This window comes from Nocardiopsis sp. YSL2, assembly GCF_030555055.1.
GTDB lineage: Bacteria > Actinomycetota > Actinomycetes > Streptosporangiales > Streptosporangiaceae > Nocardiopsis.
Genome location: NZ_JAMOAO010000001.1, coordinates 4,583,131 through 4,603,454, shown reverse-complemented (window position 1 = coordinate 4,603,454; position 20,324 = coordinate 4,583,131). Strand labels below are relative to the sequence as shown.

General features: G+C 73.0%; 16 protein-coding genes. 6 read left to right on the top strand and 10 right to left on the bottom strand.

From position 1 onward, the window contains the following. Positions 1–139: 139 nt before the first annotated feature. The gene (locus tag M1P99_RS20210; protein ID WP_304454163.1) at positions 140–1,684 is read left to right on the top strand and encodes a polysaccharide deacetylase family protein; all 1,545 of its coding nucleotides are present in this window, start codon (positions 140–142) and stop codon (positions 1,682–1,684) included. 96 nt (positions 1,685–1,780) lie between these two features. Here the strand turns inward: M1P99_RS20210 and M1P99_RS20205 are convergent, their stop codons facing one another. The 6 genes from M1P99_RS20205 to lysA all read right to left on the bottom strand — a co-directional run bounded on the left by M1P99_RS20205 (position 1,781) and on the right by lysA (position 8,371). Further along, positions 1,781–2,923, bottom strand: coding sequence for a quinone-dependent dihydroorotate dehydrogenase (locus M1P99_RS20205; protein WP_304454162.1), 1,143 nt, complete (start codon positions 2,921–2,923; stop codon positions 1,781–1,783). Positions 2,924–2,926: 3 nt separating this feature from the next. Next, the gene (locus M1P99_RS20200; RefSeq protein WP_304454161.1) at positions 2,927–3,853 is read right to left on the bottom strand and encodes a proteasome assembly chaperone family protein; all 927 of its coding nucleotides are present in this window, start codon (positions 3,851–3,853) and stop codon (positions 2,927–2,929) included. Between the two features lie 234 nt (positions 3,854–4,087). Continuing rightward, positions 4,088–5,848, bottom strand: coding sequence for an ABC-ATPase domain-containing protein (locus tag M1P99_RS20195; RefSeq protein ID WP_304454160.1), 1,761 nt, complete (start codon positions 5,846–5,848; stop codon positions 4,088–4,090). A 371-nt stretch (positions 5,849–6,219) separates the two neighbouring features. Continuing rightward, entirely contained in the window at positions 6,220–6,555 is a 336-nt protein-coding gene (locus M1P99_RS20190; RefSeq protein WP_304454159.1) for an isochorismatase family protein, read from the bottom strand. Positions 6,556–6,587: 32 nt separating this feature from the next. Then, the gene (locus tag M1P99_RS20185; protein ID WP_304454158.1) at positions 6,588–7,013 is read right to left on the bottom strand and encodes a hypothetical protein; all 426 of its coding nucleotides are present in this window, start codon (positions 7,011–7,013) and stop codon (positions 6,588–6,590) included. 56 nt (positions 7,014–7,069) lie between these two features. Then, positions 7,070–8,371, bottom strand: a complete 1,302-nt coding sequence (gene lysA / locus M1P99_RS20180) for a diaminopimelate decarboxylase (protein WP_304454157.1) — start codon at positions 8,369–8,371, stop codon at positions 7,070–7,072. A gap of 101 nt (positions 8,372–8,472) precedes the next feature. On the opposite strand from lysA, the gene M1P99_RS20175 reads away from it, so the two are divergent. Beyond that, positions 8,473–10,215 carry a CdaR family transcriptional regulator gene (locus M1P99_RS20175; RefSeq protein ID WP_304454156.1) on the top strand — a complete coding sequence of 581 codons (1,743 nt, stop codon included), beginning with the start codon at positions 8,473–8,475 and terminating at the stop codon, positions 10,213–10,215. A gap of 233 nt (positions 10,216–10,448) precedes the next feature. Continuing rightward, the gene (locus M1P99_RS20170; RefSeq protein ID WP_304454155.1) at positions 10,449–12,158 is read left to right on the top strand and encodes a Na+/H+ antiporter NhaC family protein; all 1,710 of its coding nucleotides are present in this window, start codon (positions 10,449–10,451) and stop codon (positions 12,156–12,158) included. 75 nt (positions 12,159–12,233) lie between these two features. Here M1P99_RS20170 and M1P99_RS20165 read toward each other — a convergent pair whose 3' ends face one another. Together M1P99_RS20165 and M1P99_RS20160 are read right to left on the bottom strand one after the other, a co-directional pair. Further along, positions 12,234–13,028 (bottom strand): PhzF family phenazine biosynthesis protein, encoded by a 795-nt coding sequence (locus tag M1P99_RS20165; protein ID WP_304454154.1) that lies wholly within the window; start codon positions 13,026–13,028, stop codon positions 12,234–12,236. A 108-nt stretch (positions 13,029–13,136) separates the two neighbouring features. Next, complete coding sequence (locus M1P99_RS20160) at positions 13,137–13,574, bottom strand: Lrp/AsnC family transcriptional regulator (RefSeq protein WP_053616214.1); 438 nt, start codon at positions 13,572–13,574, stop codon at positions 13,137–13,139. Between the two features lie 133 nt (positions 13,575–13,707). Between M1P99_RS20160 and M1P99_RS20155 the strand changes: the two genes are divergently transcribed. Genes M1P99_RS20155 through M1P99_RS20145 form a run of 3 tightly spaced genes read left to right on the top strand, consistent with a single transcriptional unit; the run spans position 13,708 to position 17,224 of the window. Next, positions 13,708–14,820 carry a thiamine pyrophosphate-dependent enzyme gene (locus tag M1P99_RS20155; RefSeq protein WP_304454153.1) on the top strand — a complete coding sequence of 371 codons (1,113 nt, stop codon included), beginning with the start codon at positions 13,708–13,710 and terminating at the stop codon, positions 14,818–14,820. Continuing rightward, a complete protein-coding gene (locus M1P99_RS20150) occupies positions 14,820–15,851 on the top strand; it encodes an alpha-ketoacid dehydrogenase subunit beta (RefSeq protein WP_304454152.1) in 1,032 nt (343 codons plus the stop codon). The genes M1P99_RS20155 and M1P99_RS20150 overlap by 1 nt, the downstream gene beginning before the upstream one ends. Then, positions 15,848–17,224 (top strand): dihydrolipoamide acetyltransferase family protein, encoded by a 1,377-nt coding sequence (locus M1P99_RS20145; RefSeq protein WP_304454151.1) that lies wholly within the window; start codon positions 15,848–15,850, stop codon positions 17,222–17,224. Before M1P99_RS20150 ends, M1P99_RS20145 begins: the two co-directional genes overlap by 4 nt. 212 nt (positions 17,225–17,436) lie before the next feature. Here M1P99_RS20145 and M1P99_RS20140 read toward each other — a convergent pair whose 3' ends face one another. Both M1P99_RS20140 and kynU read right to left on the bottom strand, forming a co-directional pair. After that, the gene (locus M1P99_RS20140; RefSeq protein ID WP_304454150.1) at positions 17,437–18,309 is read right to left on the bottom strand and encodes a hypothetical protein; all 873 of its coding nucleotides are present in this window, start codon (positions 18,307–18,309) and stop codon (positions 17,437–17,439) included. Positions 18,310–19,056: 747 nt separating this feature from the next. After that, positions 19,057–20,295 carry a kynureninase gene (gene kynU, locus M1P99_RS20135; protein WP_304454149.1) on the bottom strand — a complete coding sequence of 413 codons (1,239 nt, stop codon included), beginning with the start codon at positions 20,293–20,295 and terminating at the stop codon, positions 19,057–19,059. Positions 20,296–20,324 lie beyond the last annotated feature (29 nt).

The following is a 20,324-nucleotide window of genomic DNA, read 5'->3' as shown; positions in this document are numbered from 1 at the left end:
GCGGACGGACAGGGCGTGCACGGGGATGACGCGCCAGGTGTCCTGACCACTTGTGGTCAGGACACCTGGGCGGCACTCCCGGTCCTCTATCTTGCTGGCAAGACAAGCGTGGAATCGGTCCAGTTGAGGGAGTCCGTCAGTGCCAGCGACCCGAGTTCCCCAGGTCAGGACCGGGTCCAGCCCGGTCCCGGCCCGGCGGTGGAGGACCGGTGCCGCCCTCGCGGCGGTGCTCCTGCCGGTGACCGCCTGCGCGGCGATCACCGGAGGCGGCACCACCGCGCCCGAGGACATCACCGTCCTCATCGATCCGGCGGAGGCGGCCGAGGCGGCGGTGGACGAGTGGACCGGCGACGCCGACGCCTTCGGAGACCATCCCCACCGGCCGGAGGGCGTGGAGATCGATGTCGCCCACCCGGCGTTCACGGGGGCGGCCGAGCAGTTCACCACCGACCTGGCCGCACAGGTGGACCGGGACGTCCAGGACTTTCGCGGGGCCAGCCGGGATCCGATGAGCCTGGACATCGACTGGCAGGTCGTCGCCGCCGGCGACGGTGTCCTGGGCGTGCGACTGATCCGGACGGAGACGGACCTGCACGGCACGCGCCGGGCGTACGGAACCTACTGGTACGACGCGCAGAGCGGGCTGACCCGCTACGCCACCGAACTCGTCCGCGACCAGGCGGCGTTGGAGGAGCTCAACGGGCTGGTGTCGGAGGCTCTGGCCGACGACCCCCACGTGGGCTCGGAGGTGCTGTACCCGGTACTGGGGACCTATGACTCGATGGGGTTCAACACCGACGGCGACCTGGTCGTGGAATTCGACGACGGCCACCTGTCGCCGCCCCGTGAAGGGCACCCGCCCGACCCCGAACCGGGACGGGTCACCGCCGTCCTGGACTCCGAGGAGGTGGCCCCGCTCCTGTCCGACCTGGGAGAGCGGGCCCGGGCGGCGTCGCTGGTGGAGGAGCCCGACCTCACCGTGCCCGAGCCGAGCGTCGACCATGGGACGCGCCCGCCGGTGCCCGGCGAGATCACGCCGGGCACTGGCGTGGACTGCGCGGACGAGGACGCCAAGTGCATCGCGCTGACCTTCGACGACGGCCCGGCCGAGACCACCCCCCACCTGCTCGACATCCTGGCGGAGCAGGAGGTGCCGGCGACGTTCTTCCTCAACGGGAACCCGGCGCTGACCTACCCCAACATCCTGCGGCGCGCCTACGCCGAGGGGCACGAGGTCGCCAACCACAACGACCTGCACGAGCACATGCCCGAGTACGGGGCCGACGAACTGACCGCGCAGATGGCGGTCGTGAGCGCGATCGTGCGGCGCAACACCGGGTACACCGTGGACCTGTTCCGGCCGCCGTTCGGCGCGAGCTCGTCCGAGGTCCTCGAGGAGATCGGTGACCAGGACATGGCCGAGATCCTCTGGAGCTCGGACAGCGAGGACTGGATGGAGATCGACCGCGACGGGATCGTGGAGCGCGTGCTGCACCAGGCCGAACCGGGCGCGGTGGTCCTGCTGCACGACACGCTCCCGGCGACCCTGGCGGCCGTGCCGGAGATCGTCGAGCGGCTGCGCGAGGAGGGCTACGAGTTCGCGACCGTCAGCGAGACCCTCGGCGATCCCGAGGTCGGCGAGTCCTACCCCGAGGGTGAGACCGTGCCGGAGATCGAAGGCTGAGCAGCGCCCCCGCACCCGCCCGGCGCGAGGACGGCGCCCCCGGACGGGTCCGGGGGCGCCGGTCGATGGCGCGGGGTCGGGGCCGTCGGAGCCGGGTCAGGCGGTCCTGCCCGCGGGGTCCTCGGCCAGGGTCAGTGCGGGGGCCGGGGCATCCACGCCCACGGCCTCGCCGACGGAGGCGTAGCCGGCGGCGCGGACCAGGCGGGCCAGGCCGCGGTGGATCCGGCGCGGCCAGAACGGGCCGCCGTAGATCAGGCCGGTGTAGCCCTGCACGAGGGTCGCTCCGGAGCGGATCCGCTCCCAGGCGTCCTCGGGCGTCTCGATACCGCCGACCGCGATCAGTGTGACCTGGCCGCCCACACGGGCGCGCAGGCGGCGCAGCACCTCCAGTGACCGCTGCTTGAGCGGAGCGCCGGACAGGCCGCCCGCTCCGGCGGCCGCCACCTCCTCGTCGGAGGCCAGCAGGCCCTCGCGGGAGATGGTGGTGTTGGTGGCGATGATGCCGTCCAGGCCCTCGGCCAGGGCCAGGTCGGCGACCGCGTCGATGTCCTCGTCGGCCAGGTCCGGGGCGATCTTGACCAGCAGCGGCAGCGACGCGTGTCCGGACTCGGCCAGGGCCTCGCGCACCGCGGCCAGGAGCGGGCGCAACTGCTCCACGCCCTGCAGGTTGCGCAGACCGGGCGTGTTGGGCGAGCTGACGTTGACCACCATGTAGTCGGCGTAGCGCGCCAGCCGGCGGGCGCTGGTGGCGTAGTCGGCGGGGGCCTCGGCCTCGGGCGTGACCTTGGTCTTGCCGATGTTGACGCCGAGCACCGGACGGCGACGGCCGCGATGGTGGTGCAGGCGCTCGGCGACCAGGGCGGAGCCCTCGTTGTTGAAGCCCATGCGGTTGACGACGGCGCGGTCCTGGACCAGGCGGAACAGCCGCGGCTTGGGGTTGCCGGGCTGCGGCTGGGCGGTGACGGTGCCGATCTCCACGAACCCGAAGCCGAGGGCGGCCAGGCCGTCGGGGCTCTCCGCGTTCTTGTCGAAGCCCGCCGCGAGCCCGAGCGGGCCGGGGAACTCCTGTCCCAGGGCGCGCACCGTCAGCTCCGGTTCGCGCGGGCCCAGGACCCGGCCCATGGCGGCGGCCACACCGGGCACGGCCGCCGCGCCGCGCAGGGCCGCGAAGCTCAGCGTGTGCGCCTTCTCAGCGTCCAGATGGCGCAGCACCGAGCGGAAGAGAATCTGGTAGAACAACGGTTATCCGTTTCCGTCGCCCTCGCGCTCGGCGAGGTAGCGTTCGAGTTCCGCGCCGAGTTCGTCGGCGGTGGGCAGACCGGCCTCCTCCTCGGCCAACGGGAGCGTGGTCCGCTCCTCGGGGTCGGTCCGTGAGGACATGATGTCGTCGTACTGCCGTTCCAGGTTGGCCACGACACGCTGCACCTCCTCGGAGGCCGCCACCTGTTCGGCGATGTCGACGTCCGTGGCTCCGGCGATGTCCTGCAGCCCCTGGCTGGGCAGGGCCAGCCCGGTCGCCCCGGCCACGAACTCCACCGCGGCGATGGCCGCCCTGGGGTACGGGGACTGGGCGAGGTAGCTGGGCACGTGGACGGCGTAGCCGATGAAGTCGTGGCCCCGCTCACCCAGCCGGAACTCCAGCAGCGACACGGCGCTGCCGGGTACCTCGACGCGGCCGATCCACGGTGTGTGTCCGGCCACCAGCTCGGGCCGCGTGGAGTGCGGGGTCACGGTCACCGGGCGGGTGTGCGGCACCGCCATCGGGATGCCGTGGACGCTGAGGGTGAGGGTGACGGAGAAGTGCTCGACGAGCTCGGCGACGGCGGCGACGAAGCCCTCCCACTCACGGTCCGGCTCCGGACCGTGCAGGACCAGGTAAGGGGCGTCGTCCTGGTCGAACATGCGGTAGAGCGCGAGCTTGGGGGCGTCGTAGTCGGTCCAGACGTTCTCCACGAAGGTCATCGTCGGGCGCCGGGACCGGTAGTCCACGAGGCGGTCGGTGTCGAAGGTCGCGATCTCCTCCGCGGTGGACCGGTCGAACAGCTCCGAGGCCATCTGGCGCCCGGCGTGTCCGGCGTCGACGAAGCCGTCCAGACAGACCAGCATCGCCAGACCGGCGACGTCGTCGAATCCGGGATGGAGTTGGTACAGATCTGCGGGGTCACGCACCGGGTTCTCGTCTCCATAACTGATCGGGATCGCAGGGACCGCGACGTCCACGCCGCGGCGAGGCCGCCACGGCGCGCCTGCCCGCGAGTGCCTGTCCGGGTCGCCCCGTGACCGTCTCGCCTGGACCGCTGTGCCCTGCTTGTCCACAATACCGACCTCCCGACGGTGGCCGCGGGCCGAGGGGCGACCGTCTCACCCCGCGGTGACCACGCTCACAGCGCCCCCGCTGGCGGCTCATCCGTGGAGGTCACGGACCCTGAGGGTGCGCAGGCGGTTGAGTGTGGCGGCGATCTCGAACCGGCGCGGCAGGGCGTAGTCGCCGCCGAAATCACCCCCGAGAAGCGTGACCCCCTCCTCCGCCAGTGCCCGGTCCAGGGTGTCGAGGGCCTCGGCGAGGGTGCGGGTGCCGTCCAGGTGGCCGCGGCGGACCAGCGCGCGCAGGGCCAGGCCCGCCCCGGTGATCTGTCCCGGGTCGACGAACTGTTCGAGGGAGCGGACGTCGATGTCGCTGTCACCGAAGGCCAGCACGTCCATGTCGCGGCGCTTGATCCTGCCGCGGCCGCGTGCGGTGCTGTCGTCCACCGACCCCGGGTCGACGACGCGGGCGCGGGGCATGCCGAAGTGGGCGTCGGCACGGTCGTGCGCCAGCGCGCGGGCCCGCTCGGTGACGTCGTGCGGGTGGTAGGCGTCGAGCATGACGACCAGGTCGGCGACATCGAAGTAGTCACCGCTGCCGCCCATGACGAGCACGGTGGACACAGCGTGCTCGCGGTGGAGCGGGCGGACGAGGTCGATGAACGGGATCAGCGGCTCGCGGTCGCCGTGCACGAGGGCCTGCATGCGCTCGTCGCGGATCATCAGGTTGGTGGCGGTGGAGTCCTCGTCCACCAGCAGTGTGCGGGCACCCGCCTCGACGGCCTCGCAGATGTTGGCGGCCTGCGAGGTGGAGCCGGAGGCGTTCTCGGTGCGGAAGTCGCTGGTGTCGGCTCCGGTGGGCAGGTTGCGCACGAACGCGCTGACGTCGGTGCGTTCGACCCGGCGGCCCTCCTCCGCGCGGATCTTGACGGCGTCGTCGCGGGTGACGACGAGTTCGCGGCCGTCGCCGGGCACGTGGTCGTAGACGCCGCGTTCCAGGGCGTGCAGGAGGGTGGACTTGCCGTGGAAGCCGCCGCCGACGATCAGCGTGATGCCCTCGGGGACGCCCATGCCCGTGACGGTGCCGCGGTGCGGCAGGTCGACACTGACCCGCAGGGACTCGGGTGAGTCGAAGGGCACGGCTCCCTTGGTGAGGGGCTCGTCGCTGACGCCGCTGCTGCGCGGCAGGACGGCGCCGTCGGCGACGAACGCGACGAGGCGGCGCTCGGCGAGACCGGACCGCAGCGCCACCGTGTCGGCGACGCTGTCGGCGAAGGCGACGGCCTCCTCGGCGTCGATCTCCTCCCAGTCGAGGTCGTCGACCAGTCCGGGCAGGGTCCGGCAGAACTCGCGCTCGGCCCCGCGGCCGTCGATGCGCCGCCCGTGGCCGGGAAGATCGATGCCGATCCGCAGGTCGAAGCCGCCGTCGGTGAGACGGCAGGAGGAGCGTTCGATGACCTCCTGGCCGCCGGTGTCGATCTTGAGCAGCGAGCCCCTGAGCAGGCGGCGGGCCCGGCGGCCGAGGTAGTCGGCGGTGGCGCGGCGGCGGACCGGGTCGGCCCAGGCGCTCTTGGGGACACCGCTGTCGGGTACGAGCACCCGCACGCGCGAGGGCGGCGCGAAGGGGTCGGCCTGCACGCGCTGCACGGTCAGGGTGAAGTCGCCGAAGTCCCAGTCGCCCTTGAGTGTCTTGTAGCGGCCGTAGGAGGCTCCGTCCATCCTGAGGAGTTCGGACGAGAGCCGGGCGTCGTCGCGCACGCCCCGGATGGGTTCCGGCTCGGGCCTGCGCCCGCCGCCCCCGCCGCCACGGCCGCCGCCGTAGCGGCCGCCGCGGCCGCCGCCTCCGTCGCGTCCCGCCATCAGTGCCCCCTTGGTGTTCGATTCACGTCTGCGGCCAGGTTAGGGCGTTCGGCGACCCGCCGCTGAGGGCCTGTGGACAACCCGCGTGCCGGTCAGCGGCCGGCGGCGGTGCGCACCGTGAGGCCCGATCGACACTCATGGCGCCGCTCCCGGGTCCCGCGGGGTGGGAGCTTCGACGGCGCGCACCGGCACCGGTTCCGGTGCGGGCGACGGCCCCGGACAGGCCCGGGACAGAAGAAGATCGGCCCCGGGGCAGATCCGGGGCCGATCCCGACAGCGCCCCTGCTGTGCCGACACCAAGGGGGTGTGTCGGGCCTTCGCCGAGGCGCCGCACCTCTCCGGGAGGGGTGGAGAGGTGCCGTGGTTCATTCTTACCGGAAGTCGGGGTCGTCTGCGGGGGAAACCTTGATTCCGCGGGACTGGAGTTCCCGTTCGACGGATTCTGCCAGGTCACGGGCACCGGACGGCCCGGGATAGGTGGCGTGCGCCCCCGCCGCCAGGACGACGTCGTAGCCCTTGCCCAGGGCGGCCCGGCTGGTGGCGGCGATGCAGAACTCGCTCTGGAACCCCGCGACGACCAGTGTGCGCACGCCGAAGCCGTCGAGCGAGGCCGCCAGGCCCGGGACGGGGAACGTGTCGGGCTCGGTCTTGCGGAAGCCCTCCAGCATGTTGCGCTGGACGTCGACGAACATCAGTGCGAGGGGCATGCCGCCATGATGGCAGAGGAATCCCTCGAACTCTAGTTCGACACGGTCGCGCGCAGGGCTCGGTCGTGCTCGTCCACGGGCGGGTCGTCCAGGTCCCCGACGAAGACCGCGACGAGCTGCCCGCCCTGGTCCGCGACCTCGTCCAGGAGCACCCGCCAGTGCACCAGGTTGGGGTGCTGGAACTCGGTGCAGGCCTCGGCCGGGGACAACTCCGCGACGGCCGTCTCCAACTGCCCACGGGAGAGCGGATAGGTGGCCGTGCCCGAGGCGTGGCCCACGACACGTGCAAGGACGATGGCCGGGAAGTAGTTGCCGCCGGCGTTGGTCAGCCCGAACCTCGTCCCGCCGTCGCGGACGACCCCCACGGCGAAGGCCGCGGGTCGCTCCCACCCCGGATGGGACCTCTCCATGCGCTCGCGTGCGGCGATGATCTCTTCCTTGGTGGCCCACTGCTCCATGGCGGCCGTCCCTTCTGTGGTCCGGCCCCAGACACTAGGGCATCGGCCCCGACCACTCACCCCGCTGGGCGGCGGCCCATCAGGACGCCCTCCCCGTCCACGTCGCGACGCGTCAGGTCGGCGTAGGTCTCGCGGCGGACGACCTCGCGGGCCCGGCCGTCGCGGCACAGGACCACCGGGGGCCGACGCGCGCCGTTGTAGTTGTTGGCCAGCGAGTAGCAGTAGGCGCCGGTGACGGGCACGGCGACGACGTCGCCCGGGCGCGGGTCGGCGAGCGGGACACCGGAACTGAGCCGGTCGCCGGACTCGCAGTGCCGCCCGACCAGGTGGCAGGGCTCGCCGCCGCCCACCCGCGCGGCCACCACCGCCTCGAACCGCTGCCCGTAGAGGGCGACCTCCATGTTGTCGCCCATCCCGCCGTCGACGGCGACCACGTCCGGCTCGCCGCGCTTGACCGTCACGACCCGGTAGAGGGTGGCCCCGGCCTCGGCCACGAGGGAGCGCCCGGGCTCGATGACGATCCGCGCGTCGGCGGGCAGGCGGCTGCGCGCCACGCCGACCAGCGCGTCCAGGTACGCCTCGACGCTGGGCGGGTGGTCGTCGTAGGTGTAGCGGGCGCCGAGCCCTCCCCCGAGGTCGTAGACCGCGAAGGTCCCGAGCGCGGCGACGGCCTCAACCGCACGGGCGAACGGCTCCGTGTCCAGGATCTGTGAGCCGACGTGGACGTGCACGCCGTCCAGGCGCAGGCGGTCGCTGCCGCGTAGCCGGGCGATGGCCTCCCTGGCCCGTGCCGGGTCGAAGCCGAACTTGGAGCCGCGCTGGCCGGTGGCCACCGCCTCGTGGGTGTCGGGACGGATGTCGGGGGTGACGCGGACGAGGACGCCCTGTTCCCCGGTGGTGAGGCGTTCGAGCCGGTCGATGTCGTCGTCGTTGTCGATGACGACGAGTCCGGCGCCGGCGCCGACCGCGTCGCGCAGCTCCTCGTCGGTCTTGGCGTTGCCGTGCACGACCAGCCGTTCCGGGTCCGCGCCCGCCCGGAGCGCCACGGCGAGCTCGCCGCCGCCGGCGACGTCGATGCCCAGGCCCTCCTCGACCAGTACCCGCTCGATCGCCGTGCAGGGGAAGGCCTTGGAGGCGAACACCACCCGGGAGTCCGGCCACCGCTCGGCCAGCCCGCGGACGTAGCGGCGGGCGCGGTCGCGCAGGGCGCCCTCGTCGACGATCATCGCTGGAGTGCCGAAGCGTTCGGCCAGGTCCTCGGCACGGCAGCCGCCGATGGTCAGGGCTCCGTCGGAATCGAGGGCACTCCCCGGTGGGAAGAGGGAGAGCGGTGCCGGCGTACTGGTCCCCACGGACATGGTCCTGCCTTCCTCGTCGTCATCGGCCGCCTCGGGGCGGCCTCCCCATCCTGGTCGGCTCATCCTGGCCAGGCATTGGCGTACACGCTTAAGCTCGCGTCATGGACTCTTGGATTTCGCCAAACGATGGCGAGGACACCGAGCCCGGTGCGTCCCTGCGCTCGGTGCTGGAGTCCGTTGGCCCGGTCATGCTCACCGTGCTGGACGCTCCGCGGGGCTCCGCGCCGCAGGCGTCCGTTGGGGGCGGTAGTGAGGGCGCTAGCCCGTCCCCACGCGAACCAGCCCTGACGGGTGGTGATGGGCGACGGGTCGGGCTGGACGCACGCGTACTCCGCACGGTGATCCACGACGCCGCCGACCCCCTCCCCGACGGGGCCGCTTCCGTCCTGCTGCTGGTCGGCGCGGACGCCGAGTCCCCACAGACCGCGGAGACCCTGCGCGAGGCGGCCGGCGCCGGGTACGTGGCGGCCGTCGTCAAGCTGCGCGGCGGGAGCGGCCGCGTGGTGGCCGGGGCAGCCCGCGAGGCCGGGATCACGCTGCTCACCACCCCCGACGACGCGGCCTGGCGACAGGTGGACGCGCTGCTGTCGTCCGCGCTCGGGGCCTCCGTGGCGGGCGAGCGCCCACCGGGCGCGAACGCGGCTTCGGGCGACGAACTGTTCACGCTGGCCAACGCCCTGGCGGGCGCGGTCGGCGGCCCGGTCGTGATCGAGGACCTGGAACAGCACGTGCTGGCCTATTCGACGCTGCCGGGCCAGCCCATCGACGAGTTCCGCCGCCGGGGCATCCTGGACCGGCGCGTCCCGGTGCTGGCGGAGCAGGTACGGCAGTACCGCGAGGTGCTCAACGCGCCCGGCATGCTGCGGATGCCGCCGCTCGGGGACGAGGAGCTACCGCGAGCGGCCGTCGCCATCCGCGCGGGCGACCTCCCCCTGGGCACGATCTGGGTGATCGAGGGCGGATCACCGATCGACGCCGCGGGTGAGCGCGCCCTCGCCGACGGCGCCCGGCTCGCGGCGCTGCACATGCTGCGTCGCCGCAGCGGCCCGGAGATCGAACTCCAGGCACGCGAACAGGCCCTGCGGGGCGCGCTGGAGGGCGCCGCCGGCGAGGCCGACACGCGCACCCGGCTCGGGCTGTCCGAGGGCACCGCCGTGACGCTGGTGGGGCTGGCGCCGCTGGCCGGGAGCGGCGACACCGCCGCGCTGACCGCGCGGGCGGGCGCGGCCGTGGCCCGGCACTGGTCGGCGGTGCAGCCGGAGGCGGCGGTGGCGAGCACGGCGCGCGCGGTCTACGTCCTGGTGCCCGAGGGCGCGGACGGTGCCGTGCGCCGACTCGCCGCACAGACGCTGACGGTGGTGGAGCGGGTGCTGGGGCTGCGGATGCGAGCGGCGCTGAGCCGCACGAGCGCGGACCTGGGGCAGGTCCCCCTGTTGCGGGCGGAGGCCGACGACATCCTGCGAGTGATCTCGACCGACCCGCGCGCGCCCGAGGTGGCCGACCTGACCGACGCCCACGCGCGGGTGCTGCTGGCCCACGTGGCGGACGAGCTGGCACGCCTGCCTCGGCTGCGCCACCCGGGCATCGACGCGATGCTCGCCCACGACCGGGACCACGGCACGGCCTACGCGCTGTCCGTCACGGCGTGGCTGGACGCGGTGGGCAGCTTCGGGGACGCCGCGCGGCGGCTGCACGTCCACCCGAACACGATGAAGTACCGGCTGCGGCGCGCCCGGGAGCTCTTCGGCCTCGACCTGGACGACGCCGACGACCGGCTCTCGTGCTGGATCCAGCTGCGCCTGGCCCCGGCCCCGCACGAGGAACCGCAGGGGCGCCGGCGCTGACCTCCGGCCCTCGGGGCCGGAACCGCGGAGTCGGCGCACGTGGGCGCGGGCCGGGACCGTGTCCGCCTTTGTCGATCCCGTACAAGCCGTGCCGCTTCCTTGAGTGATATCACCAAGGACTTTGTGGTACCCCTCACACAGGATGGTGCCAGCCCAGCCGACCACGGCGGCGGTCCCTGGCGCGTGTCGCGGCGCGCGTGACCGGACTCGCCCTCCGTCACGAGGGAAGAACCATGACAGAGACCAACCAGACCGCCGGCGCCCCCGGCTCGGACGGCGGGCCGGGAGGCGCCTACCCCGGTGGGAGGCGCCGCCGTATCGCGGTCCTCGTCACCGGCGCGGCGGTCCTCGCCCTGGGCGTGGCGGTGAGCCTCCTGGTCCCGTCGGACACGGTGCTCCCCACCGGTCGCTGGTGGTCGATCCTGCCGCCGGTCCTGGCGATCGGCCTGGCCCTGGTGACACGGCAGATCCTGCCCGCGCTGTTCGCCGGCATCTGGCTGGGCGCCTGGCTCGTGGAGGGACTGAGCGCCCAGGGCCTGGTGACGTCGCTCCTGGACTCCGCCGGTGTGTACACCATCGACGCCATCGCCGACCCCGACCACGTGATGATCATCGTGTTCACGCTGATGATCGGCGGGCTGGTCGGCGTCATCCGCCGCAACGGCGGCACCGACGGGATCGTGCACCTGGTGACGCGGTGGGCGTCGACCCCGCGCCGGGGCCAGCTGGCCACCGGCGGCCTGGGGGTGGCCGTGTTCTTCGACGACTACGCCAACACGCTCGTGGTCGGCAACACGATGCGCCCGATCCTGGACCGGTTGCGCGTGTCCCGCGAGAAGCTCGCCTACCTGGTCGACTCCACGGTACTGATCGACGACGCGATCGCCGAGACCGGTCTGGCCCTCAACGGCTTCGCGGTGTTCGTGGAGTCGCTCAAGTACGCGTTCTACCCGATCCTGGCGATCGGCCTGGTGTTCGCCATCGGCCTGACCGGACGCGACTTCGGCCCGATGCTGCGGGCCGAGCGGCGGGCCCGCACCACCGGCGAGGTCGCTCTGCACAGCATCGCCCCGGGGACGGCCGCGCTGGAGGACGAGCTCAGGCCTCCCGAGCGGACGCCGCGCCGCCTGGTCAACGCGCTGCTGCCCATCCTGGTCCTGATCGCCACGACGGTCCTGGGGCTCTTCGCCACCGGTGAGGGCGCCTCGGTCATCGAGATCATCGGGGACGGCGATCCGTTCTCCTCCCTGCTGTGGGGCTCTCTCCTGGGGCTCCTGGTCGCGGGAGTGCTCAGCGTGGCGCAGGGGATCCTGACTCTCGCCGAGGTGGTCAGTGCCTGGTTCGCCGGGGTGAAGTCGGTGCTGTACGTGATCATCATCCTGACCCTGGCCTGGGCGCTGTCGGCGCTGACCGGCGAGCTGGGGACCGCCGACTTCCTGGCGGGCGCGCTGGGCACCGCCATGCCGGTGTTCCTGCTGCCCGCGCTGCTGTTCGTCATCGCGGCGGCGATCGCCTTCGCCACCGGGACCAGCTGGGGGACGATGGGCATCCTCACACCGCTGGCGGTCCCGCTGGCCTGGGCGGTGCTGGACGCCCAGGGCCTGGCCGCGGCGGAGGGGCACCCGATCCTGTTCGCGTCGGTGTCGACGATCCTGGCGGGCGCGGTCTGGGGCGACCACTGCTCGCCGATCTCCGACACGACCGTCATCTCGGCTCTGGCCTCCCAGTGCGACGTGATCGACCACGTGCGCACGCAGACGCCCTACGCCCTCTTCGTCGCCGGAACGGTGATCGTGTTCGGGCTGCTGCCCGTCGGGCTGGGACTGCCCTGGTGGGCCGGGCTGGCGCTGAGCGGGGCCGCCACCCTGGGCGGTCTGCTGCTGCTCGGGCGCCGCGTGGACGCCCCCGGGAGCGGGACCGCGCCGGTGGGCTCGACGGAGTAGCCGCGCGGCGGCGGGCGCGGATCCGGCCGGCCGCGGCGGCCGTGCGTCCACGCGCCGACCGCCGGGCAGGACCGCTCAGAGGTGGAGCGTGCCGTGGGCGACCGAGACCGCCGGGCCCGCGATGAGCACGCGGCCGGGCCGGTCCTCGGGCAGGCGCAGGCGCAGGTCGCCGCCGCGCGCGGAGGCCTGGTGGGCGAGGAACTCGGTGCGGCCCAGGCGTTCGGCCCAGAACGGCACCAGGACCGTGTGCGCGCTGCCGGTGACCGGGTCCTCGGTCACGCCGACCCGCGGCCCGAACACGCGGGACACGAAGTCGTACTCCTTGCCGGGCGCGGTGACGATGACCACCCGCGCGTCCACGGCGGCCAGGGCGGTCATGTCCGGGGCCAGACCGCGGACGGTCGCCTCGTCGGCCACCTCCACGAGCAGGTCGCCGGTGCCGCCGCGGCCCACCGACAGCGGCTCGGCGCCCAGGGCGGCGGCCAGGCCCTCGGTGGCCTCGACCGGCGTGGCCGGCTTGGTCGGGAAGTCCATCCACAGCATGCCCTCGTCAGGGGTGACCGTGAGGATCCCGCTGCGGGTGGTGAAGCGGTAGGGCCCGGGGATCCCGCGCTCGTGCAGGGTGTGCGCGGTGGCCAGGGTGGCGTGGCCGCACAGGTCGATCTCGACGCTGGGCGTGAACCAGCGCAGCTCGTAGTCGGCGTCCGCGTCGTCCACGGGGCGGGCGAAGGCGGTCTCGGAGAGGTTGAACTCGGCGGCCACGCCCTGGGCCCACTCGTCGGGGTAGGTGTCGTCCAGGACGAGCACGGCGGCGGGGTTGCCGGCCAGGGGCCGGTCGGTGAAGGCGTCGACCACGGTGTACTCAGGCATGGCGCCCAGTCTAGGAACGCCCCGCCCGCGCCGGACAGGGCCAATCCCGCCCGAGTGGACCGGTTCGGGTGTGCGGGGTGTGCTGCGCGCGGACCCGCCCGAACGGGCTCACAGCTGCGGTTCGTCGAGGATGAACATCGTCTGTGTGCTCTTGACCTCCGGGATGCGCTGGAGGCGTTCCAGGACGAAGGTGCGCAGTGCCGCCGCGTCGGTGACGCGGACGAGCAGCAGGAGGTCGACGTCGCCGGAGACCAGGGCGGCGTGGTCGACCTCGGGGATGTCGCGCAGGTAGCCGCGGAAGCGGTCCCAGGAGTGCTGTTCGATGCGCACGGACACGTAGGCCGACAGGGAGGTGCCGTACTTCTCCGGGTCGATGACGGCGGTGAAGCCGCGGATGACGCCCTCGTCGCGCAGCCGCTCGAGCCGCGAGTAGGCGTTGGCGCGCGAGATGTGCGCCTGTTCCGCGACCGCGCGGATGGACATGCGACCGTCGCCGCGCAAGAGGGCGATGATGCGGCGGTCGGTGTCGTCCAACGGCACAGCCATGTGTCTTACCTCACACCACTCGCACAGCGGTCACGGGAGATATTTTGTACCGACCTCGGGCTTACTGAGCAGTTCGTCCAGCATCGGCGATGTGATGTCGACAATATGGGGTAATTCACCGCATATTCAAGACATGAAGCACACCGATGAGCGATCTCGTCCGGCTCCCGCACTCCCGACCAGGGAGCCCGTGCGTCTGGTGGACCGGCACGGCCGCCGTGTGGGTCACTCCTCGTTCACCGCTCCCGACCCCGCGCGACTCGTCGAACTCCACCGCGCCATGCTCATCGGACGCCGCTTCAACCAGCAGGCCGGCACGCTCGCCCGCCAGGGCCGCCTCGCCGTGTACCCGTCGTCGACGGGTCAGGAGGCGGCCCAGGTCGGCGGCGTGCTGGCCCTGTCGGACCAGGACTGGCTCTTTCCCACCTACCGCGACAGCGTCGCCCTGGTCGCGCACGGCGTCGATCCGGTCCGGACCCTCACGCTCTTCCGCGGCGACTGGCACTGCGGCTACGACCCCCACCGCTACCGGTGCGCGCCCCAGTGCACGCCGCTGGCCACCAACGCCTCCCACGCGGTCGGCCTCACCTACGCGGCCCGCCGCAAGGGCCGCGACGTGGCCGCGCTCGCGATGATGGGCGACGGCGCCACCAGTGAGGGCGACGCCCACGAGGCCTACAACTTCGCCGCGGTGTGGAACACCCCCGTGGTCTTCCTCGTGCAGAACAACCACTGGGCCATCAGCGTGCCCCTGCGCCAGCAGACCGCCGCGCCCACGCTGGCGCACAAGGCCGTCGGGTACGGGATGAAGGGCTACCACGTGGACGGCAACGACGCCGCCGCCGTGTACGCGGTCGTCTCCCACGCGCTGGCCGAGGCACGCGCCGGCGGCGGGCCCGCGATCGTGGAGGCGGTCACCTACCGGGTGGACCCGCACACGAACGCCGACGCGCCCCAGCGCTACCGCGACCCCGCCGAGGTGGAGCACTGGAAGGAGCGCGACCCCCTGATCCGGTCCGAACGGCTGATCCGGGAGGAGTGCCTGCTCGGCGACACCGAGGAGACCGAGCGGGCGCTGGCCGCCTTCGGCGCCGAGGCCGACGGGATCGCCGACACCGTGCGCGAGCGGCTGGCGGGCCAGGACGAGCTGGATCCGCGGTCGCTGTTCACCGACGTCTACGCGGCGGTCCCACCCCTGTTGGAGCAGGAGCGCGAGGCACTCGCCGACGAGCTTCGGGAGGTCTGATGGCGGCCGCTCCCACCCCCGGCGTCTCCATGGGCGAGGCGCTCAACCGCGCCCTGCACGACGCGATCGAGCACGATCCCGACGTGCTCGTCTACGGCGAGGACGTCGGGCCGCTGGGCGGCGTCTTCAGGGTCACCGACGGTCTGATCGGCGCGTTCGGGCAGGAGAGGGTCTTCGACTCACCGCTGGCGGAATCGGGGATCGTCGGCACCGCGATCGGCATGGCGATGTACGGGCTGCGCCCGGTGGTGGAGCTGCAGTTCGACGCCTTCGCCTACCCGGCGTTCGAGCAGGTCGTCTCCCACCTGGCCAAGATGCGCAACCGGACCCGGGGCGCGGTCTCCCTCCCGGTCGTCCTGCGCGTGCCCTACGGAGGCGGCATCGGCGGGGTCGAGCACCACAGCGACTCCTCCGAGGCCTACTACGCGCACACCCCCGGGCTGCGGGTCGTCACACCGGGCACACCCGCCGACGCCTACTCCATGCTGCGCGAGGCCGTGGAGTGCGACGACCCGGTCGTGTTCCTGGAGCCCAAGCGCCGGTACTGGTCACGGCAGGAGGTGGACCTGCCGGTGCGCACCGAACCCATGGCCACCCCTGTGGTCCGTCGCCCCGGCACCGACGCGACCCTGGTCACCTACGGCCCCATGGTGGAGACCGCCCTGGAGGCGGCCGAGACCGCCGCCGCCGAGGGGCGGTCGTTGGAGGTCGTGGACCTGCGCCAGCTCGCGCCGCTGGACGACGGGGTCGTGACCGCGTCCGTACGGCGTACCGGACGCGCGGTCGTGGTACACGAGGCCTCGGTGTTCGGCGGTTACGGCGCCGAGCTGGCCGCACGGATCGGCGAACGCTGCTTCCACTACCTGGAGGCGCCGGTGCTGCGGGTCGGCGGCCTGGACATCCCCTATCCCCCGCCCAAGCTGGAACACCACTACCTGCCCGACGCGAGCCGCGTCCTGGCCGCGGTGGACCGGCTCCAGTGGGAGTCGGCATGGGTCGAGGACGGCGAAGGGGGGCGGATCCGGCCATGAGCACCGAGCACTCGTTCGCCCTGCCCGACCTCGGCGAGGGCCTGACCGAGGCCGAGATCCTGGCCTGGATGGTCGCCGAGGGCGACGAGGTCGCCGTGGACCAGCCGGTCGTGGAGGTGGAGACGGCCAAGGCCTCCGTGGAAGTGCCCTGCCCGTACGCGGGCACGGTCACCCGCCTGCACGGGGCGGCGGGTGACACCGTCGCCGTCGGAGCGCCCCTGATCACGGTCGCCGGGCCCGGGGCCGCCGCTGCGGTGCCGCGGGCCCGCCGCGAGGCGGCGCGGAGCACGGCGACCGAACAGACCACCGTGCCGAGCACGCGGAGGGAGTCCGACCCGGCGGGCGGCAACGGCGCCGCCGAAGACCACGCCGGGTCGGGCGCCGTCCTGGTGGGCTACGGCACGGGATCGGGCGCGCGGACCCCGCGTCGGCGCGCCCGTGGGGCGGGTGGGCCGCCACGGTCGACGATGACCGGCGGCCCGCCCCCACTCCCGGAGGGACCACCCGCCCCAGGATCGGTGAGGGTGGTGTCTCCCCTGGTCAGAAGGATGGCGCGGGAACACGGCCTGGACATCGCCACGGTGCCCGGCAGCGGGGAGGGCGGCCTGGTGCTGCGCCGCGACGTGGCCGCGGCGATCGAGGCCCGTCGGAGGGCGGCGGAGCAGCGGACCGACCCGCCTCGCACGCACCGCACTCCCCTGCGCGGCGGCCACCGCACGATGGCCGAGCACCTGGAGCGGTCCCGGCGTGAGATCCCCGAGGCCACCGTGTGGGTGGACGCCGACGCCACCGGCCTCGTGGAGCTGCGGCGGACACTGAACGAGGCCGATCCGGAGCACCCGGTCAGCGTGCTGGCGCTGGTGGCCCGGATCGCGATCCGGGCGCTGGAGCGCTTCCCCGAACTCAACGCCCACTTCGACCAGGAGCGCCGCGAGGTGGTGCGCTTCGACGATGTGCACCTGGGGTTCGCCGCGCAGACGCCGCGGGGCCTGGTGGTCCCGGTGGTGCGCGAGGCGCAGGACCTGTCGACCCGGCGGCTCTCCGCCCGCCTGGCCGAGACGGCCCGGGCGGCGCGGTCCGGCGCGCTGGAGCCGGCGGCGCTGGTCGGCGGAACGTTCACGGTCAACAACTACGGGGTGTTCGGCGTGGACGGATCCGCCGCGATCATCCCGCACCCGCAGGCGGCGATCCTCGGTCTGGGCCGGATCGTGCGGCGCCCGTGGGTGGTGGGCGAGTCCGTGGTGCCCCGACCGGTCACGGAACTGACGCTGGCCTTCGACCACCGGGTGTGCGACGGCGGTGTCGCGGGCGGGTTCCTGCGGTACGCGGCCGACCGGGTGGAGCGGCCGGAACTGCTCCTCGGCGACGCCTGACCACCGCTCCCGTCGCCCCGCCCCCTTTCGCCCTCGGCCCTGTCGGCGGAGGGTCCCGGGCCACGTCCGGATCGGCCGGATCGGCCGGATCGGGGCGGCCCCCGCGCGGGTGCCCGGACACGGGTGGGGGCCGCGGTCGGATGACCGCGGCCCCTGGCCGTGCCGAACTCTCGTGGGTCCGCGTCCGGGCTCGGGACCGGACGCGACCCCTCCTACTTCCTGCCGCGCAGCCTGTCGAGCAGGGAACCCAGGCTGTGTCGCCCGTTGCTCTCGGCCATCAGGCCCCTGCCGCCGTCGTCGGCCGCACCGGCGTGCGCGCCGGCCGCCCGGCGGCTCCAGACGAAGAGCACGGCGACGAGGATGGCGGGGACCAGGGCGAGGGTGAGCAGGCCGGTACCGCTCAGCATGCCGCTGTCGGCGCCGGTCAGCTCGGCACCCGAGATGTCGTTGGCCGCGGTCCCGGCGGACACACCGCCGTCGTCGGACTCCTCCGCGGGGGCGGCGTCCTCGGACCCTTCCTCCTCCTGGGCGGCCTGCTCGTCGGAGCCGTCGTCAGCCGGCTCCTCGGACTCCTCCGCCGTGGCCTCCTCGTCCTCGGACGTGTCCTCGGAGGCCTCCTCCTCGGAGGCCTGCGCCTGCTCGGGGATCGGGGAGACGGCGTCCTCGCAGCTGTTCCCCTCCTGCATGAAGGGGTGGGGCGCGCCCTCGGTGCCGGCGCCGTCGCCCCACTCGGTGATGTAGTACTCGACCTCGGCGTGGCCGTTGCCGCCGCCGACCGTCAGCGAGGTCTCGTCGAAGTCGGTGCCCATCATCTTGGCGAAGGTCTTGCCGTCGATGTCGAGCAGCACGTCGCAGTCGTGGGAGGGCTCTCCGGGTCCGCGGTCCCCGATGAAGAACTCGTACTCTTGGCCTTCGTAGACGATGTAGCCCTCGGTGCCCAGCGGCCAGCTCGGGCTGGAGAACAGCCCCTCCTGCATGGGCTCGCCGCTCGCGGGTGCGCCGGTGTCGCCGTTGATGCCGGAACCGTCGTCCCAGAAGTAGGTCGCGGTGACTTCGCCGTACTGAATGGGAGTGTCGTTGCTCATGTAGTAAGTGCCAGGTTGACGACAGGGCCGAGAAGACCGGTGCCATGGCGCACGGGCACGCTTCGCGCACGCTCGGAGCGCGTGCTTCGCGCACGCTCGAAGCGCACCCTGGAGTGGGCGCCATGGCATGGGGCTCCCGCGTCGCCGGCAGCGAATAGCGGGTGGGAACGGGAGTCACCGATGGGATCGGTGGTCCTCTGGCGCAAGCGCGTGGATTCGCGCGGCCCTGTTCCCAGTGAGGGTCTCGACTCCCTTGCGGCGCACGGCCGGACAAGGGCTCGGCATCGGTTCACCACGGGCTCGTAACGAACCGATCACGATGGACACTAACCCAGGTTTGAGCAAAATGCGCAAGCCCCGCGAGTAAAATGACCGGACGTGGCCGCCCGAGTACACCCCGAATCGACCCCTCGACTCCGAACTGAGCACAGAAAAGCCCTGGTCACAGGTGCTTTCACAGGTCGGCGGCACAGACCGGACCTCCCCGCGTGGCGCGCGTCATAACGCGTCGGCCCGGGCCCCACGGGGTGCACGAACCCCGCCCCGACAGCCGATACCCGATGACAGATCACCACGACACGGGCAAATGCGGTGTTAGCCCCGAGGCGCCCGGCGTGGTAAAGGCCACGCCACCCCGTTCTCTCCCGACGGTCATCGCGGGGCCACGCGAGCCCAACGCCACGCAAAGAGACCCCGGAGGGTTGCCTCTCCGGGGTCCCGCATCCGTGCCGCGGTGCGGCGGTCGGCTCAGGTGACCTGCGAACGCCGCGCGAACCGCTCCTGGCGCCACTCGCCCGACTCCAGCACCTCGACCAGCGCGGTCGCGGCGTCGTAGACGTCCACGTAGCGCAAGTACAGCGGCGTGAACCCGAACCGCATGACGTCGGGAGCGCGGAAGTCTCCGATCACGCCGCGCTCGATCAGCGCCCGCACGATCGGATAGCCGGAGCCGGCCTCCGGCTGGAGCAGCGCCACCTGGCTCCCCCGGTGCGCGTGGTCCAGCGGCGTGACCGACTCCAGCCCCGCGCCTTGGGCGATCCGCAGGAACAGGTCCGTCATCGCCAGACTCTTGACGCGCACCTGCGCCATGTCGGCCTTGGCCCACACGTCCAGGCTCGCCTCCAGCGCCGCGTCCGCCACCAGGGGCTGCGAGCCGCTGAGGAAGCGCGACACCCCGGGTGCCGGCTCGTAGTCCGGCGCGAAGTCGAACGGGTTCGCGTGCCCGTGCCACCCGCTCAGCGGCTGGTCGGCGACGTCGTGGTGGCGCCGCGCGGCGTACAGGAACGCGGGCGCCCCGGGCCCGGCGTTGAGGTACTTGTACGTGCACCCCACCGCGAAGTCGGCCCCGGAGCGGGACAGCTCGATCGGCACCGCGCCGACGCTGTGGCACAGGTCCCAGACGACGAGAGCACCGTGCTCGTGCGCCATGCGCGTGATGGCGGGCAGGTCGCGCAGGGTGCCGCTGCGGTAGTCGACGTGGCTGAGCAGCAGGACCGCCACGTCACCCGCCGCCAGTGCGGCGGGCAGCTCGGGGCCGTCGGGGTCGACCCGGCGCTGGACGGCCCCGGTCAGACCCGCCGCGCCCTCGGTGACGTAGAGGTCGGTGGGGAAGTTCCCCGACTCGCCCAGGACCACGTTCCGGTCGGACATGCGCAGGGCGGCGACCAGCGCCTTGAACAGGTTGGTGGAGGTGCCGTCTCCGACGATCACCTCGTCGGGATCGGCGCCCACCAGCGGTGCGATCTTGGCACCCAGCGTGCGCGGCTTGTCCCACCAGCCCGCGGTGTTCCAGCTCGCGATGAGGTCGCGGCCCCACTCCCTCTCGATCATGTCCGCGACGCGGCCGGGCGTGGCCCGCGGGAGCGCCCCCAGGGAGTTGCCGTCGAGGTAGACCACGCCCTCGGGGAGGACGAACTCCTCGCGGAAGGCGGCGAGCGGATCGGTGCGGTCGAGTTCGACGCAGTCCGCGCGGGTGGTGGGCGTCATGGTCCTGCTTCCTTGCTGGCCGGTGAACA

Excerpts from the sequence above, each read along its gene's own strand:
- M1P99_RS20190 (WP_304454159.1), bottom strand. The coding sequence starts at position 6,555 with ATGCCCCTCGCACTGATGTTCGTCGACGTCCAGCGCAACATGCTGGAG.
- lysA (WP_304454157.1), bottom strand. The coding sequence starts at position 8,371 with ATGTCCGTGGGGACCAGTACGCCGGCACCGCTCTCCCTCTTCCCACCG.
- M1P99_RS20175 (WP_304454156.1), top strand. The coding sequence starts at position 8,473 with ATGGACTCTTGGATTTCGCCAAACGATGGCGAGGACACCGAGCCCGGT.
- M1P99_RS20195 (WP_304454160.1), bottom strand. The coding sequence starts at position 5,848 with ATGGCGGGACGCGACGGAGGCGGCGGCCGCGGCGGCCGCTACGGCGGC.
- M1P99_RS20150 (WP_304454152.1), top strand. The coding sequence starts at position 14,820 with ATGGCGGCCGCTCCCACCCCCGGCGTCTCCATGGGCGAGGCGCTCAAC.
- M1P99_RS20160 (WP_053616214.1), bottom strand. The coding sequence starts at position 13,574 with ATGGCTGTGCCGTTGGACGACACCGACCGCCGCATCATCGCCCTCTTG.
- M1P99_RS20170 (WP_304454155.1), top strand. The coding sequence starts at position 10,449 with ATGACAGAGACCAACCAGACCGCCGGCGCCCCCGGCTCGGACGGCGGG.
- M1P99_RS20155 (WP_304454153.1), top strand. The coding sequence starts at position 13,708 with ATGAAGCACACCGATGAGCGATCTCGTCCGGCTCCCGCACTCCCGACC.
- M1P99_RS20185 (WP_304454158.1), bottom strand. The coding sequence starts at position 7,013 with ATGGAGCAGTGGGCCACCAAGGAAGAGATCATCGCCGCACGCGAGCGC.
- M1P99_RS20145 (WP_304454151.1), top strand. The coding sequence starts at position 15,848 with ATGAGCACCGAGCACTCGTTCGCCCTGCCCGACCTCGGCGAGGGCCTG.
- M1P99_RS20165 (WP_304454154.1), bottom strand. The coding sequence starts at position 13,028 with ATGCCTGAGTACACCGTGGTCGACGCCTTCACCGACCGGCCCCTGGCC.
- M1P99_RS20140 (WP_304454150.1), bottom strand. The coding sequence starts at position 18,309 with ATGAGCAACGACACTCCCATTCAGTACGGCGAAGTCACCGCGACCTAC.
- kynU (WP_304454149.1), bottom strand. The coding sequence starts at position 20,295 with ATGACGCCCACCACCCGCGCGGACTGCGTCGAACTCGACCGCACCGAT.